The sequence below is a fragment of the Streptomyces sp. NPDC031474 genome (genome assembly GCF_055581185.1).
This window is the reverse complement of the sequence record NZ_JBVIJX010000013.1, coordinates 111,915-127,807: the sequence shown is the minus strand read 5'-3', so window position 1 is coordinate 127,807 and position 15,893 is coordinate 111,915. Positions and strand designations below refer to the sequence as shown.

Annotated in this window: 11 protein-coding genes and 1 riboswitch; of the genes, 5 read left to right on the top strand and 6 right to left on the bottom strand. The window is 72.3% G+C overall.

What is annotated here, in order from left to right; all coding sequences use genetic code 11:
* Positions 1-65: 65 nt before the first annotated feature.
* Entirely contained in the window at positions 66-2,879 is a 2,814-nt protein-coding gene (locus ACZ5SK_RS27585) for a bifunctional acetate--CoA ligase family protein/GNAT family N-acetyltransferase (protein ID WP_334576611.1), read from the bottom strand.
* A gap of 177 nt (positions 2,880-3,056) precedes the next feature.
* Here ACZ5SK_RS27585 and ACZ5SK_RS27580 point away from each other — a divergent pair, with 177 nt between their 5' ends.
* Complete coding sequence (locus tag ACZ5SK_RS27580; protein ID WP_079659035.1) at positions 3,057-3,338, top strand: HPr family phosphocarrier protein; 282 nt, start codon at positions 3,057-3,059, stop codon at positions 3,336-3,338.
* Between the two features lie 127 nt (positions 3,339-3,465).
* Here ACZ5SK_RS27580 and ACZ5SK_RS27575 read toward each other — a convergent pair whose 3' ends face one another.
* The 4 genes from ACZ5SK_RS27575 to ACZ5SK_RS27560 all read right to left on the bottom strand — a co-directional run bounded on the left by ACZ5SK_RS27575 (position 3,466) and on the right by ACZ5SK_RS27560 (position 8,230).
* Positions 3,466-4,161, bottom strand: a complete 696-nt coding sequence (locus ACZ5SK_RS27575) for a GntR family transcriptional regulator (RefSeq protein ID WP_319672436.1) — start codon at positions 4,159-4,161, stop codon at positions 3,466-3,468.
* Between the two features lie 188 nt (positions 4,162-4,349).
* On the bottom strand, positions 4,350-5,093 hold the full coding sequence (locus ACZ5SK_RS27570; protein WP_334576615.1) for a M23 family metallopeptidase: 744 nt from the start codon (positions 5,091-5,093) through the stop codon (positions 4,350-4,352).
* A 14-nt stretch (positions 5,094-5,107) separates the two neighbouring features.
* A riboswitch (cyclic di-AMP (ydaO/yuaA leader) is annotated at positions 5,108-5,273 on the bottom strand.
* Between the two features lie 222 nt (positions 5,274-5,495).
* Positions 5,496-6,884 (bottom strand): M16 family metallopeptidase, encoded by a 1,389-nt coding sequence (locus tag ACZ5SK_RS27565; RefSeq protein WP_334576617.1) that lies wholly within the window; start codon positions 6,882-6,884, stop codon positions 5,496-5,498.
* On the bottom strand, positions 6,881-8,230 hold the full coding sequence (locus ACZ5SK_RS27560) for a M16 family metallopeptidase (protein ID WP_334576619.1): 1,350 nt from the start codon (positions 8,228-8,230) through the stop codon (positions 6,881-6,883). The genes ACZ5SK_RS27565 and ACZ5SK_RS27560 overlap by 4 nt, the downstream gene beginning before the upstream one ends.
* 271 nt (positions 8,231-8,501) lie before the next feature.
* On the opposite strand from ACZ5SK_RS27560, the gene ACZ5SK_RS27555 reads away from it, so the two are divergent.
* Positions 8,502-10,964: a DNA gyrase/topoisomerase IV subunit A gene (locus tag ACZ5SK_RS27555; protein WP_334576621.1), complete on the top strand. Its 2,463-nt coding sequence runs from the start codon at positions 8,502-8,504 to the stop codon at positions 10,962-10,964.
* A 16-nt stretch (positions 10,965-10,980) separates the two neighbouring features.
* Here ACZ5SK_RS27555 and ACZ5SK_RS27550 read toward each other — a convergent pair whose 3' ends face one another.
* Complete coding sequence (locus ACZ5SK_RS27550; protein WP_334576623.1) at positions 10,981-12,108, bottom strand: CobW family GTP-binding protein; 1,128 nt, start codon at positions 12,106-12,108, stop codon at positions 10,981-10,983.
* Positions 12,109-12,387: 279 nt separating this feature from the next.
* Between ACZ5SK_RS27550 and ACZ5SK_RS27545 the strand changes: the two genes are divergently transcribed.
* Genes ACZ5SK_RS27545 through ACZ5SK_RS27535 form a run of 3 tightly spaced genes read left to right on the top strand, consistent with a single transcriptional unit; the run spans position 12,388 to position 15,832 of the window.
* Positions 12,388-13,344, top strand: a complete 957-nt coding sequence (locus ACZ5SK_RS27545; RefSeq protein WP_334576624.1) for a sucrase ferredoxin — start codon at positions 12,388-12,390, stop codon at positions 13,342-13,344.
* Between the two features lie 56 nt (positions 13,345-13,400).
* The gene (locus ACZ5SK_RS27540) at positions 13,401-15,155 is read left to right on the top strand and encodes a sensor histidine kinase (RefSeq protein WP_334576625.1); all 1,755 of its coding nucleotides are present in this window, start codon (positions 13,401-13,403) and stop codon (positions 15,153-15,155) included.
* The gene (locus tag ACZ5SK_RS27535; protein WP_079659044.1) at positions 15,152-15,832 is read left to right on the top strand and encodes a response regulator; all 681 of its coding nucleotides are present in this window, start codon (positions 15,152-15,154) and stop codon (positions 15,830-15,832) included. Before ACZ5SK_RS27540 ends, ACZ5SK_RS27535 begins: the two co-directional genes overlap by 4 nt.
* The last annotated feature ends 61 nt before the right edge of the window (positions 15,833-15,893 follow it).

Below are 15,893 nucleotides of genomic sequence, written 5' to 3'. Positions count from 1 at the left end.
CGCGACTGCTTCCGTCGGTCGGCGACGTCCGCCTGCGGCACGCTCTGCTCGGTACGTCGGCAGGCTCAGTACGTCGGCAGGGTCCTCGGTCCGAGGTCGTCGCGCGCGGGCGGAGGCGCGAGGCGTACGGAGGCGCCGAGGACGCTCAGGCCGTGCGGGGCGACGACGACCGGCTCCAGGGTGACCGCGACGACCTCGGGGTGGTCGTCGACCAGCCGGGACACGCGCAGCAGCAGCTCCTCCAGGGCGGGGGTGTCGACGGGGGTCGAGCCGCGCCAGCCGAAGAGGAGGGGGGCGGTGCGGATGGAGCGGATCAGCGAGGTCGCGTCGCGGTCGGTGACCGGCACGAGTCGGTGCGCCATGTCGCCGAGCAGTTGCGAGGCGGCCCCGGCGAGTCCGAAGGACAGCACGGCGCCGGCCGCCGGGTCGATGACCGCGCGGACGACGGTGTCGACGCCGCGCGGGGCCATCGACTGCACGACCGGGCGGAGCTCCTCCGGCTTGCCGAAGAGTTCGGTCAACTCGGCGTACGCCCGGCGCAGTTGCTCCTCGTCGGCCAGATCGAGGCGGACGCCGCCCAGGTCGGCGCGGTGGCGCAGATGCGGGGCGGTGGCCTTGAGGGCGACGGGGTAGCCGAGGGCGCCCGCGGCCCGTGCGGCCTCGTCCGGGGTGGGTGCGGGGATCGCCCGGCGGGTGCGGATGCCGTAACGGCCGAGCAGCTCGCAGGTCTCGTCGGCGCCGAGGGTGAGGCCCTGTCCGCGCGCGAGGAGCCCGCCGATCTGTGCGGCGGCCCCCTTCTCGTCGATGTCCTCGTACTCGGGGACCTTGCCGGGGTCGGCCGCCTCGCGCCGCCACTGGGCGTACTTCACGGCCTCGGCGAGGGCGCGGACGGCGCGTTCGGCGGCGGGGAAGGCGGGGATGAGGTGTGCTCCCTCGGGCGCTTCCACGGGGGCCGGCCATCGGGTTCCGGTGGCTTCCGCCGCGCCGCGCGCGTGGGGGGTCGCTTCGGCGCGCGGCGCGGTGCTCGCCGCGGCGGACAGGGCCGCGGCGAGCCCGCCGAGTTCCACGTGGACGACGAGCACCGGCTTGGCGGGAGCGGCGGCCGCGGCCGAGCGCAGGGCCTGCGCGAGTGCCGCGTCCCCGGGCGACGCCTCCCCGATCGCCGGGATCGCCGTCACGACCACCGCGTCGCAGGTCTCGTCGGCCAGCGCCCGCGCGAGGGCCGCGTGGAAGTCCTCCGCGGACGCCTCCGTCGTCAGGTCCAGCGGGGGCAGCGGGCGCAGGCCTTCGGAGAGGCAGGCGTCGTACGTCAGCAGGCCCAGAGACTCGGAGTTGCCGAGGATCGCCACCCGCGGTCCCGTCGGCAGCGGTTGGCGGGCGAGCAGCAGGCCCGCGTCGACCAGCTCGGTGATGGTGTCCACGCGGATCACGCCGGCCTGCCGCAGGAGCGCCGACACCGTCGCGTGGGGCAGCCGCGTCGCCCGCACGGCGTGCCCCTGCGGGGCGGAACCGGCGCCCTGGACGACGACCAGCGGCTTGGCGGCCGCCGTGCGCCGAGCGAGGCGGGTGAACTTGCGCGGGTTGCCGATGGACTCCAGGTACATCAGGGCGACGTCGGTGTCGGGGTCGTCGTACCAGTACTGCAGGACGTCGTTGCCGGAGACGTCCGCGCGGTTGCCGGAGGAGACGAAGGTGGACACGCCGGTGACGCCGGTGACGCCTGCGCCGCGCCGGTGGAGGCGGGACAGCAGGGCGATGCCGATGGCGCCGGACTGGGCGAAGAGCCCGATCCTGCCGGGCCTCGGCATCTGAGGGGCGAGGGATGCGTTGAGCCGCACCTGCGGGGAGGTGTTGATGACCCCGAAGGCGTTGGGGCCGATGATCCGCATGCCGTACGCGCGCGCGTGGCGGACGAGTTCGCGCTGGCGCTCGCGGCCGTCGGGGCCGCTCTCGGCGTACCCGGCGGAGAGGACCACGAGTCCCTGCACGCCGTGCTCGCCGCACTCGGCGACGGCCTCGGGCACGTGCTCGGCCGGGACGGCGAGGACCGCGAGGTCGACGGGCCCCGCTATGTCGCGCACCGAGCGGCGGGCGGGCACGCCGTCGAGCTCCTTCAGGTCCTCGGGGAAGGCCTTGTTCACGGCGTACAGGCGGCCGGTGAAGCCGGCCTCCCGGAGGTTGCCGAGGACGCTTCGGCCGACGCCGCCGGGCGTGCGGCCGGCGCCGACGACGGCGACCGAGCCGGGCGCCAGCAGCCGCCGTACGGAGTGCGCCTCCGCGCGTTGCTCCCGCGCGCGCTGCACGGCGAGGGAGCGCTCGGTGGGTTCGAGGTCGAACTCCAGGCGGACGACGCCGTCCTCGAAGCTGCGCTTCTGGGTGTAGCCGGCGTCCGTGAACACCTTGATCATCTTGGTGTTGGCGGGGAGCACCTCGGCGGCGAAGCGGCGGATGTCGCGCTCGCGCGCGACGGCCGCGATGTGTTCGAGGAGCGCGGAGGCGACGCCGCGGCCCTGGTGGGCGTCCTGCACGAGGAAGGCGACCTCGGCCTCGTCGGCGGGCGCGGAGGCGGCCATGCCGTCGGCACCAATGCGGTCATAGCGTACGGTTGCGATGAACTCGCCGCCGACGGTGGCCGCGAGTCCCACCCGGTCCACAAAGTCGTGGTGCGTGAAGCGGTGGACGTCCTTCGCGGACAGGCGCGGGTAGGGCGCGAAGAAGCGGTAGTACTTCGACTCGTCCGAAACCTGCTCGTAGAAGCTGACCAGGCGCTCGGCGTCATCGACGGTGATGGGGCGGATGCGTGCGGTGCCGCCGTCGCGCAGCACCACGTCGGCCTCCCAGTGGGCGGGGTACTCGTGCCGGTCCGACGCGCTCTGCATGGGGCCCAGAGTACGGCTCGCGTCCGACAACGGCGCGAGGCAGTCTGTGGAGGACGGATGCCGGATCGAGGCCGCGATCCGGCGACCGCGCGGGACGGGTCGTCCAGGACCCGTCCCTCACACGCTTCACGTGTGGAACACTGGTCTAGACAACCTGAACCTGAAGGGCAGCATCACATGGCTGAGCGCCGCGTCAACGTCGGCTGGGCCGAGGGCCTTCACGCCCGCCCCGCTTCCATCTTCGTCCGGGCCGCCACGGCCGCAGGCATCCCGGTGACGATCGCCAAGGCCGACGGCAACCCCGTCAACGCGGCCTCCATGCTGGCCGTGCTCGGCCTGGGCGCCCAGGGCGGCGAGGAGATCGTCCTCGCCTCCGAGGCCGAGGGGGCGGACGTCGCTCTCGACCGTCTCGCGAAGCTGGTCGCCGAGGGTCTCGAGGAACTCCCCGAGACCGTCTGATCAACCCCTGGTAATTGAGGGTTGCAGGGCTCGCCCGAATTATCGGGCGAGCCCTTCGCATTTCCCGTTCCCGGGCAGCAGAAATAATCCCCCGCGAATTATCTCCTCTTTGTATACGGCTCCCGTGTTAATGCCGCACGCTCGTCATGTTTACGGGAGGTTGCGAAGTCCTCACGCGGTCGATGCGCTCCGGTCCGCCGGAAAAGCGCAGTCGGTGCGCGGCCGTCGTGCGCTCGGTGTGCAGCGCCGTGATCGCCCGCGCGCGCTCCTGGTCGCCGCGCGCCACCGCGTCCACGATCGCGCCGTGCTCCGCCCAGGACTCCACCGGGTTGGCCGGCGCCTCCACCGTGTACATCCAGGCGATCTTGTGACGGAGCTGGGTGAGCATCGACGTCAGGGCATGGCTTCCGGAGGACTGGGCGAGCGTCTCGTGGAACCAGCCGCCCAGGGAGCGCAGATCCTCGCTGCTGCCCCTCCTGGCCCGCTCCTGGCCCAGCCGGACGAGGCCGCGCAGCACCTTCAGGTGGGCCTCCGTGCGCCGCTGGGCGGCCCGGGCGGCGCCGAGCGGCTCCAGGAGCATGCGCATCTCCAGCACGTCCGCGGCCTCCTGCTCGGTCGGCTCCGCGACGCACGCGCCCGCGTGCCGCCGCGTCACGACGAAGCCCTCGGCCTCCAGCGTGCGCAGCGCCTCCCGGACGGGGACGCGGGAAACGCCGTAGCGGCGGGCGAGGAGTTCCTCGGTGAGGCGGCTGCCGCGCTCGTAGACACCCGAGACGATGTCGTCCCGGACGGCCGTGCACACCGAGTGCGCCGGAATACGCATGACGGACCTCCGCCTTAATCCCCGTGAAACGTCGACGATTGACGTGTGTTCCGTGACTCTATTGCAATGAGCGGGAATTTCCGATGGCGGGCCGGAATCCATGGATATTTTTTGGACAGCAGTGCATCGAAAACGGCAAAAGCCCCGGCCGAGGGGGCCGGGGCTGGACGATCTGTCGCCGTGCGCCGTCAGACGTTCACACCGTGCTGGCGGAGGTAGGCGACCGGGTCGATGTCCGAGCCGTACTCCGCCGTGGTGCGGGCCTCGAAGTGCAGATGCGGACCGGTGACGTTGCCGGTCGCGCCGGACAGGCCGATCTGCTGGCCGGGAGTGACCTGCTGGCCCACCGAGACGCCGATGGACGACAGGTGCCCGTACTGGGTGTACGTGCCGTCGTTCATCTTGATGACCACCTGGTTGCCGTACGACCCGCCCCAGCCGGCCTCGACGACGGTGCCCAGGCCGACCGCGTGCACCGTGGTGCCGGTCGCGGCGTGGAAGTCGATGCCGGTGTGACTGCCGGAGGACCACAGCGAACTGCTGGCGTGGTAGCCGGTGGAGACGTAGGAACCCGTGATCGGCGGCACGAAGGCGTTGAGCCGCTTGCGCTCGGCCTCACGGGCGGCACGCACGCGTGCCTCGCGCTCCTCGACGGCCTTCTTGGCGGCCGCCTCGCGCGCGGCCTGCTCGTAGGCGGCCTTCTTCTGCACGGCGACCTGGTCGTCGATCTGGTCGGCGACGGCCTCGCCGGCGGTGACGACGGGGATCAGCCCGGTCTGCTCGGGGGTGGGCTCGGCGGCGAAGGCCGGGGCGGAGGCCACGGTGGCCATGACACCGGTGGTGGTGAGCGCCGCGACGCCCGCGGCGCGCGCGGTGGTGCGCTGCATCCGGCTGGGCCGACGGTGCTTCCCGGTGGCGCAGGTGAACGCCATGAAGTGGGGGGTGTCCTTTCCTTCCCTCTCGCCTACCGGGTTAGCTGACGGGTTCGGAGCAGGAAGGTCTCCTACGGACCCCCTCGCGGCTCGCGCGGGCGTCCGATTCACCCCAGGGACTTCACATGGGTCCCCGGCTCCCCTGGCTCGCGCCGTACGGGGACTCGGCGATGACTGTCCGCTGCCGCGGCTGCGGCGCACTGCCTGACGAACAGCCCGGACGAAGCTAAGCGGGACGGGTTTCAATCCTCAAACGAATCCCGGTTTTTGTAGCGCATGCCACAGGGCAGACAGGCAACCTCCGCCTCAATTCGGACACGCAGAGGCCCTGGTGACGTTTCCGTCGGCCAGGGCCCCTGCGCGCGCGTGCCGTTGGCGCGGCCACCGCGCCCGCCGGTCCGTCTACTCGGCGGACACGACCTTCACCTCGCCGATGCCGAGGGCCTCCACCGGCTCCTTGATCCGGGCCGCGTCGCCGACGAGGACGGTCACCAGCCGGTCCACCGGGAAGGCGTTCACGGCCGCCGCGGTGGCCTCCACGGTGCCGGTCGCGGCGAGCTGCTGGTACAGCGTCGCCTGGTAGTCGTCGGGCAGGTGCTGCTCGACCTGGTCGGCCAGCGTGCCCGCGACGGCCGCGGCGGTCTCGAACTTCAGCGGCGCCACCCCGACCAGGTTCTGCACGGCGACATCACGCTCGGCGTCGGTCAGGCCGCCCTCGGCGAGGGTGCGCAGCACCTTCCAGAGGTCCTCCAGGGCGGGACCGGTGTTCGGGGTGTCCACGGAGCCGCTGATGGCGAGCATCGCGGCGCCCGAGCCGTCCGGCGCGGACCGCAGGACCTGCCCGAAGGCGCGGACACCGTAGGTGTAACCCTTCTCCTCGCGCAGGACGCGGTCCAGGCGGGAGGTGAGGGTGCCGCCGAGGCAGTACGTGCCGAGCACCTGCGCGGGCCACACGCGGTCGTGCCGGTCGGCGCCGATCCGACCGATCAGCAGCTGCGTCTGCACGGCGCCGGGACGGTCCACGATGACGACCCTGCCGGTGTCGTCGGCGGTGACCGGCGGCACGGGCCGCGGCTGGGCCGAGGAGCCCGTCCACGCGCCCAGGGTGTCGCCGAGGAGGGCGTCCAGGTCGGTGCCGGTGAGGTCGCCGACGACCACGGCGGTGGCCGTGGCGGGGCGCACATGCCTGTCGTAGAACGCGCGCACGGCGGCGGAGTCGATCTTCTCGACGGTCTCCGCGGTGCCCTGGCGCGGGCGCGACATGCGCGCGGTGGCCGGGAACAGCTCCTTGGAGAGCTCCTTGGCGGCACGCCGCGAGGGGTTGGCGAGCTCGTGCGGGATCTCGTCCAGGCGGTTGCGGACGAGGCGCTCGACCTCGCTGTCGGCGAACGCGGGCGCCCTGAGGGCGTCGGCGAGCAGACCGAGGCCCTTGGGCAGCCGCGAGGCCGGCACTTCGAGGCTGAGGCGGACGCCGGGGTGGTCGGCGTGCGCGTCCAGGGTGGCGCCGCAGCGCTCCAGTTCGGCGGCGAACTCCTCGGCGGAGTGCTTGTCGGTGCCCTCGGAGAAGGCGCGCGCCATGATCGTGGCGACGCCGTCGAGGCCGGCCGGTTCGGCGTCCAGGGGCGCGTCGAGGAGGATCTCGACGGCGACGACCTGCTGGCCGGGGCGGTGGCAGTGCAGCACGGTCAGGCCGTTGGCCAGCGCTGCGCGGTCGGGCGCCGGGAACGCCCACGGCTTGGCCTCGCCCGCCGCGGGCTGGGGGTGGAAGTCCATCGTGGCGAGCTCGGTCACCGGGCCGCCTCCTCGTTCTCGTCCTGGTCGGCGGGGGCTTCGGCGGCGGTCGGCTCGTAGACGAGCACCGCGCGGTTGTCGGGGCGCAGTCGGGCCTTGGCGACCTCCTGCACCTCCTCGGGCGTCACGTCCAGCACCCGCTGGACGGCGGTCAGGGCGAGCTGCGGGTCGCCGAACAGGACGGCGTAGCGGCACAGTTCGTCGGCGCGGCCGGCCACCGTGCCGAGCCGGTCGAGCCACTCGCGCTCCAACTGGGCCTGGGCGCGCTCCATCTCCTCGGCCGTGGGGCCCTCCTCGGCGAACCGGGCGAGCTCCTCGTCGATGGCGGTCTCGATGACGGGCACCTCGACGTCACCGGACGTCTTCACGTCCAGCCAGCCCAGGGAGGGCGCGCCGGCGAGCCGCAGCAGGCCGAAGCCGGCCGCCACGGCCGTACGGTCGCGCCGCACGAGCCGGTTGTACAGGCGGGAGGACTCGCCGCCGCCCAGGATGGTGAGCGCCAGGTCGACGGCGTCGCACGCGCGCGTGCCGTCCTCGGGCAGGCGGTAGGCGGCCATCAGGGCGCGGGCCGGCACCTCCTCCTCGACGATCTCGCGCAACTGCTCGCCGATGACGTCGGGCAGCGAGCCGTCGCGAGGCTCGGGCTTGCCGTCGTGGCCGGGGATGGAGCCGAAGTACTTCTCGACCCAGGCGAGGGTCTCCTCGGGGTCGATGTCGCCGACCACGGACAGGACCGCGTTGTTGGGCGCGTAGTACGTCCGGAAGAACGCGCGCGCGTCCTCCAGGGTCGCCGCGTCCAGGTCGGCCATCGAGCCGATCGGCGTGTGGTGGTAGGGGTGGCCGTCCGGGTAGGCGAGGGCCGTCAGCTTCTCGAAGGCCGTGCCGTAGGGGACGTTGTCGTAGCGCTGGCGACGCTCGTTCTTGACGACGTCGCGCTGGTTCTCCATCGACTCGTCGTCGAGCGCCGCGAGCAGCGAGCCCATGCGGTCGGCCTCCAGCCAGAGGGCGAGCTCCAGCTGGTGGGCGGGCATGGTCTCGAAGTAGTTGGTGCGCTCGAAGCTGGTGGTGCCGTTGAGCGAACCGCCCGCTCCCTGGACCAGCTCGAAGTGGCCGTTGCCCTTGACCTGTCCGGAGCCCTGGAACATCAGGTGCTCGAAAAGGTGAGCAAGGCCGGTGCGACCCTTGACTTCGTGTCGTGAACCGACGTCGTACCAGAGGCACACCGCCGCGACGGGGGTCAGGTGGTCCTCCGAGAGCACCACGCGCAGGCCGTTGGCCAGGCGGTGCTCGGTCGCTGTCAGGCCCCCGGAGCCTGCCTGGGCTGTGGCCGTGTGACCCATGGGCATGTACGTCCCTTCCGATCGCGGACGCGGTCGTCGAAACCGCGGTTTTCCTGCCGGTCCTGCCACTGTATGCAAGCGTGTGGACGGTCGGCGAAGTTCCCGCGGGACATACGCCGAGAGCGAGATCGCGTAGCCTGCGGACAGCCGTGGAGGAGGTGCCTCTGCGTGCGGGGTCCCACGGCCGACGCCGGGTCCTCGCCCGCGCTGTCAGTGGCACGGTCCACAATGGTCCGCGTCAGATCCCGTCACACGCCCCAGCAAGGAGCCGGCAGCGATGGCCCGCCGCAGCACGAAGACCCCGCCGCCCGACGACTCGTACGAGGAGCGGATCCTCGACATCGACGTCGTCGACGAGATGCAGGGCTCCTTCCTCGAGTACGCGTACTCGGTCATCTACTCCCGCGCCCTGCCGGACGCCCGCGACGGCCTGAAGCCGGTGCACCGCCGCATCGTCTACCAGATGAACGAGATGGGCCTGCGCCCCGAGCGCGGTTACGTCAAGTGCGCCCGGGTCGTCGGCGAGGTCATGGGCAAGCTGCACCCGCACGGCGACGCGTCGATCTACGACGCCCTGGTGCGCATGGCCCAGCCGTTCTCCATGCGCGTGCCGCTGGTCGACGGCCACGGCAACTTCGGCTCGCTGGGCAACGACGACCCGCCGGCCGCCATGCGGTACACCGAGTGCCGCCAGGCCGAGGCGACGAGCCTGATGACCGAGTCGATCGACGAGGACACGGTCGATTTCGCGCCGAACTACGACGGCCAGGAACAGGAGCCGGTGGCGCTTCCCGCCGCGTTCCCGAACCTGCTGGTCAACGGCGCCTCCGGGATCGCCGTCGGCATGGCCACGAACATGCCGCCGCACAACCTGGGCGAGGTCATCGCGGCCGCCCGCCACCTGATCCGCTACCCGGGCGCCGACCTGGACGCCCTGATGAAGTACGTCCCGGGCCCCGACCTGCCCACCGGCGGCCGGATCGTCGGCCTTGCCGGCATCCGGGACGCCTACGAGAGCGGCCGCGGCACCTTCAAGATCCGCGCCACGGTCTCGGTGGAGACGGTGACGGCGCGCCGCAAGGGCCTGGTCATCACCGAACTGCCCTTCACCGTCGGCCCCGAGAAGGTCATCGCCAAGATCAAGGACCTGGTCGGCTCGAAGAAGATCCAGGGCATCGCCGACGTCAAGGACCTCACCGACCGCGCGCACGGTTTGCGTCTGGTCATCGAGATCAAGAACGGTTTCGTGCCGGAGGCGGTGCTGGAGCAGCTCTACAAGCTGACCCCGATGGAGGAGTCCTTCGGCATCAACAACGTGGCGCTGGTCGACGGCCAGCCGCTCACGCTGGGCCTCAAGGAGCTCCTGGAGGTCTACCTCGACCACCGGTTCAACGTCGTGCGGCGGCGCAGCGAGTTCCGCCGCGGCAAGCGCCGTGACCGGCTGCACCTGGTGGAGGGCCTGCTCACCGCCCTCGTCGACATCGACGAGGTCATCCGGCTGATCCGCTCCAGCGAGAACAGCGCGGAGGCGAAGCAGCGCCTGATGGAGCGTTTCTCGCTCTCGGAGATCCAGACCCAGTACATCCTGGACACCCCGCTGCGCCGGCTCACCAAGTTCGACCGCATCGAGCTGGAGGCGGAGAAGGAGAGGCTCAACGCGGAGATCGCCGAGCTGACCCGGATCCTGGACTCGGACGCGGAGCTGCGCAAGCTGGTCTCGGCCGAACTGGCCGCGGTGGCGAAGAAGTTCGGCACCGAGCGCCGTACGGTCCTGCTGGAGTCGTCGGGCACCACGGCCACCGCCGTACCGCTCCAGGTGGCGGACGACCCGTGCCGCGTCCTGCTGTCGTCCACGGGCCTGCTGGCCCGCACGGCGAACGGCGAGCCCTTCGGGGAGAACGAGGACGGGGACGCCCCGCGCACCAAGCACGACGTGATCGTCTCTGCGGTGCCGGCCACCGCGCGCGGGGAGATCGGCGCGGTCACCTCCTCGGGCCGGCTGCTGCGGATCAACGTCGTCGACCTGCCGCAGCTGCCGGACACGGCGACGGCGCCGAACCTGTCGGGCGGCGCCCCGCTGGCGGAGTTCGTCTCCCTGGAGGGCGACGAGACGGTGGTCTGCCTGAGCACGCTCGACGAGTCGTCCCCGGGCCTGGCGATCGGCACGGAACAGGGCGTGGTCAAGCGGGTCGTGCCCGACTACCCGACCAACAAGGACGAGCTCGAGGTCATCACCCTGAAGGACGGCGACCGGATCGTCGGCGCCGTCGAGCTGACCACCGGCGAGGAGGACCTCGTCTTCATCACCGACGACGCCCAACTGCTGCGCTACCAGGCCTCGCAGGTGCGCCCGCAGGGCCGGGCGGCGGGCGGTATGGCGGGCATCAAGCTCACCGAGGGGGCGAAGGTGATCTCGTTCACGGCCGTTGACCCCGCGGCGGACGCGGTGGTCTTCACCATCGCGGGCTCGCGCGGCACGCTGGACGACTCCGTGCAGACGACCGCCAAGCTCACCCCCTTCGACCAGTATCCGCGCAAGGGCCGCGCCACCGGCGGTGTGCGCTGCCAGCGGTTCCTGAAGGGCGAGGACTGTCTGTCGCTGGCCTGGGCGGGCCCCGTCCCGGCCAAGGCGGCGCAGAAGAACGGCCTGCCCGCCGACCTGCCGGAGATGGACCCGCGCCGTGACGGCTCGGGCGTGTCCCTGTCGAAGACGGTGTCGGTGGTGGCGGGGCCGGTCTAGGCCTCAGCCGCTGACCTCAGCCTCGGCCGCCGCCCTCGGTCTCCGCCTCCACCTCGGTCTCTGTCTCGGCCTCGTGGAAGGGCTCGTCGTCGGCGGCCTGGACGTAGCGGAGGACGCCCCACATGCCGTGCTCGTCGGCGTGTGGGGCGTCGTTCTGCGACGCCTCGAGCTCCTTGCCGAGGGCGGCGGTGTCGATGCCGGAACCGATGAGGACGAGTCGGGTGAGGCGGGCCTCCGCGGCGGGCCAGGGCTCCGGGTAGAAGCGGAGGAAGCGGCCGACGGCGTGCACGGCGTACCGGTGGGCCGGGTCGTTCGGGCCGAAGTCGACGTACCCCTTGATCCGGTACAGCCCCTCGGGCCGGCTGTCGAGGAACCCCATCAGGCGGCGCGGGTCGAGAGGGGCCTCGGAGGTGAAGGAGAGGCTGTCGTACGCGGTGTGAAGGTGGCCGGCGTGATCGCTTCCGCTGTGGTCGTGCAGGTCGTGCCTGTCGTGGTCGTGCAGGTCGTCGAAGGAGAGCTGTCCGACGCGCTCCTCGCTCGGCCGGCAGTCGAAGAGGAACTCCGGGTCGATGCGGCCGTAGGTGGCGGGGACGACGGCGGCACGGTCGGTGAGGGACCGGACGAGCCCCAGGACGCGGTCGGCGTCGGGCGCGCGGTCGAGCTTGTTCACCACGACCAGGTCGGCGAGGGCGAGATGCCGGTCGACCTCGGGATGCGTGGCCCGGGTCGTGTCGAACTCGGCGGCGTCGACGACCTCGACGAGCCCGCCGTAGACGATGCCGGGATGCTCGCTGGCCAGCACCATCCGCACGAGTTCCTGGGGTTCGGCAAGACCGCTGGCCTCGATGACGATGACGTCGATGCCGGCGGCCGGCGCGGCGAGCCGTTCGAGGTAGACGTCGAGCTCACCGGCGTCGACGGCACAGCACAGACAGCCGTTGCCGAGGGAGACGGTGGAGTCGCCGAGCGCTCCGGCCACCGCCATGGCGTCGATCTCGATGGCGCCGAAGTCGTTCACGATCGCGCCGATACGGCTGCCGCCGCTGCGATGCAGGAGGTGGTTGAGCAGGGTCGTCTTGCCGGAGCCGAGGAATCCGGCGAGCACGACGACCGGGATCTGCTGCGGACTGCGACTCTGCGACACGTACGACCTCTCCGACACCTGCGCGTGCGCCGGCCCGCGGCCCGGCGCACGTCCGAGGACTGACTGCGGCCCCAGAATACGAGCCGGAAGAACCCCCACGAAGTGAAGGATCGTCAGCGGCGCCGGCCGGACAGCCGTCGGCGCCCGCCCTCCAGGGGTGCGGCCCGGCCATGAGCGGGCCTTCGGGCACGCGCACGCGTGCGCGCGCTCCTGGACACCCGCCCCGCTCGGGCGGGGTCCGGAAGCCGCTCCGCGTCAAGTCAGGTTAGGCTCACCTCTGTGAGTACGTGCGCGACCGTCTCGCGGGACCTCGACGAGCCCATTTCCGGAACCGCGGCCACGGCGACAACCTGGCTCCTCCTGGAACAGCCCGGGCCCTGGGGCGCGAAAGCGCTGGTCTCGAGCCACCTGGACCCCGTCCTTGGCCGGGCCCTGGAGGCCGCCGCGCAGGACACGGGCGTACGCGTCGCGCTCATCCGGCGCCCCGGACGCCACGCGGACCTCGGCGCCCCCCGGCTGCGGCAGGTGTACGCGGCGCACACCGTCCCCGGCAGGGTGTGGCTGCACAGCGCCACGACCCACGACCCACGGCAGCTGCTGGACCTCGACTTCGCCGCGCTCGGCCGGGGCGAGCACCACACCTTCGACCGGGCGCTGCGGGGCCGGCCCCACACCGGCGACCCGCTCGCCCTCGTCTGCACCAACGGCAAGCGCGACCGCTGCTGCGCGCTCCTCGGCCGTCCGCTGGCCGCGGAACTCGCCGCCTCCGGGGTGCGGGGCGCCTGGGAGGTCACCCATCTGGGAGGTCATCGCTTCTCCCCCACCCTGCTCGTCCTGCCGCACGGGTACGCGTACGGCCGCGCCGAGGCACACGCCGTCAAGGAGGTCCTGCACGGCGTCCAGGAGGGGCGGATCGTCGTGGAGGGGTGTCGTGGGAGCTCGGCCTGGGAGCGGCCCGGCCAGGCGGCGGAGCTGGCGGTGCGCGCGGCCACCGGCGAAGACGCGGCGGAGGTGCTGAGCGTCGTGCGGACCAGCGCCGTGCGGACCCTCGGCGGCGCACCGCGCTGGGAGGTGACCGTCGCACACACCGACGGACGCCGCTGGCAGGTCGAGGTGGCCCAGAGCCGCGGGGAGCCGCCCCGGCCGGAAACCTGCGGTGCCTCGGTCCTCGGTTCACCTGCGCGGATGGACGTGGTCGCGGTGCGTGAACCGGTGGGGACGGCACTGGCCGTCTGAGATCCGCACCACCCACCCCTACGGCTGCACCGGCCCACCCACGTACCGTCTTGGGTATGAGCCCCACTCCCCCCGCCCGTCGCCTGCGCCTCGGAATGCCGCGGCGCATGTTCTCGCAGCTTCTGCTCATGCAGCTGGCGATCGCCGCGGGAGTCGTGGTGCTCGCCACCGGGCTGTTCCTCGCCCCGCTCAGCAACCAGCTGGACGACCAGGCGATGCGCCGCGCCCTCGCCATCGCACAGACCACCGCCGCGGTGCCGCAGATCGCCGAGGACCTGCAACGCACGCGGCCGTCGGTCGACGGACCGGTGCAGCGGGAGGCCGAGCGGATCCGCAAGGCGAGCGGCGCCGAGTATGTCGTGGTGATGGACCTCAACGGCACACGCTGGTCGCACCCGGAGCCCGCGGAGGTCGGCGGCCATGTCTCGACGTCCCCGCGCAAGGCGCTGGCCGGCAGGACCGTCATGGAGATCGACAGCGGCACCCTGGGCCGCTCGGCCCGCGGCAAGGTGCCGCTGCACGACAGCGACGGCCAGATCATCGGAGCGGTCTCGGTCGGCATCGAGTACGACAGTGTGCGGGCGCGTCTGATCCATGCGATCCCCGGGCTGTTCGCCTACGCCGGAGGCGCCCTCGCCGTGGGTGCGCTGGCCGCCTGGCTGATCTCCCGACGGGTCCAGCGACAGACCCGTGACCTGGCCTTCTCGGACATCTCGGCGCTGCTCGCCGAGCGTGAGGCGATGCTGCACGGCATCCGGGAGGGCGTCGTCGCCCTGGACCGCGCCGGACGCGTCCGGCTGCTCAACGACGAGGCCCAGCGCCTCCTGGGCATCGGGGACGAAGCGGTGGGCGCATCGCCCGACCAGGCGCTCGGCGAGGGACGTACGGCCGACGTCCTGTCCGGCCGGGTGACCGGCACGGACCTGATCTCCGTCCGCGGCCAGCGGGTCCTGGTCGTCAACCGCATGCCCACCGACGACGGCGGCGCGGTGGCCACCCTGCGCGACCGCACCGAGCTGGAGCAGCTCGGCCGCGAGCTGGACTCGACGCACGGCCTGATCGACGCGCTGCGCGCCCAGGACCACGAGCACGCCAACCGCATGCACACACTGCTGGGGCTGCTCGAACTGGAGATGTACGACGACGCCGTGGAGTTCGTCGGGGAGGTGGTCGGCGATCACCGGGCCACCGCGGAGCAGGTGACCGAGCGGATCGAGGATCCGCTGCTCGCCGCCCTGCTGGTCGGCAAGGCGACCGTCGCGGCCGAGCGCGGTGTCGCCCTGTGGGTCTCCGACCGCACCCGGCTGCCGGACCGGCTGATCGACCCGCGCGGGCTGGTCACGATCGTCGGCAACCTCGTGGACAACGCGCTGGACGCCGTCGCGGGCAAGCCGCACGCGCGCGTGGAGGTCGAATTGCGTGCGCAGGGCCGTGCCGCCGTACTGCGGGTGCGGGACACGGGGCCCGGCATACCGGCCGAGCAGCGTGAGTTGATCTTCACCGAGGGCTGGTCCACGAAGAAGCCGCCGGCGCACGGCAAGCGCGGCATCGGACTCTCCCTGGTGCGCAGGCTCGCCGAGCGGCAGGGCGGCAGCGCGGCGGCCGGCGAGGCGGCCGGCGGGGGCGCCGAGTTCACCGTCGTCCTGCCCGACGCGCTGACCGAGCCCGAACCGGCGCCCGGCCCGGAATCCGCCCAGGACTTCGGTCTGGAATCCGACCAGGGTTTCGGCCTGGGCTCCGGCCCGGCGTCCGGCCCGGAGCCCGCGTGGGCCGCTCCGGCGAAGAGCGCTGTCGAGGAGGAGTCGCGATGATCGAGGTCCTGGTCGTGGACGACGACACCCGGGTCGCCCGGGTCAACGCCGCCTACGTCGGGAAGGTCCCCGGCTTCCATGTCGCCGGCGAGGCCCACAGCGCGGCCGACGCACTGCGCCAGCTGGAGCTGCTGCCCCGTCTGGACCTCGTTCTGCTGGACCACTACCTGCCCGACGAGACGGGTCTGGAGGTCGTGCAGGAGATGCGCCGGCGCGGCCACCAGACCGACGTGATCATGGTGACGGCCGCCCGGGACGTCTCGACGGTGCAGGCCGCGATGCGCCAGGGCGCTTTGCAGTACCTGGTGAAACCGTTCGCCTTCGCGGGCCTGCGCGCCAAGCTGGAGGCGTACGCGGACCTGCGTCGCACGCTCGACGGCGGGGGTGAGGCCGAACAGGCCGACGTCGACCGCATCTTCGGTGCGCTGTCCGCCCGCTCGGAGCCCGGTCTGCCCAAAGGGCACTCCCCCACCACCGCCGAACTCGTACGCCAGTCCCTGATGAACGCCGAGGGGCCGCTGTCGGCGCAGGAGATCGCCGACCGGACCGGAGTGAGCCGCCAGACCGCCCAGCGCTATCTGAAGCTTCTGGAGCGCACGGGACGGGCCCGGCTGACCCTGAAGTACGGCGACGCGGGCCGCCCGGAACACCGTTACGTGTGGGCGACCCGCGCCTGAGGGCACGGCTCTTGGGGGGGGGCGGGGAAGGAACCGTGCCCTCGTGGGATACGGATCCCGA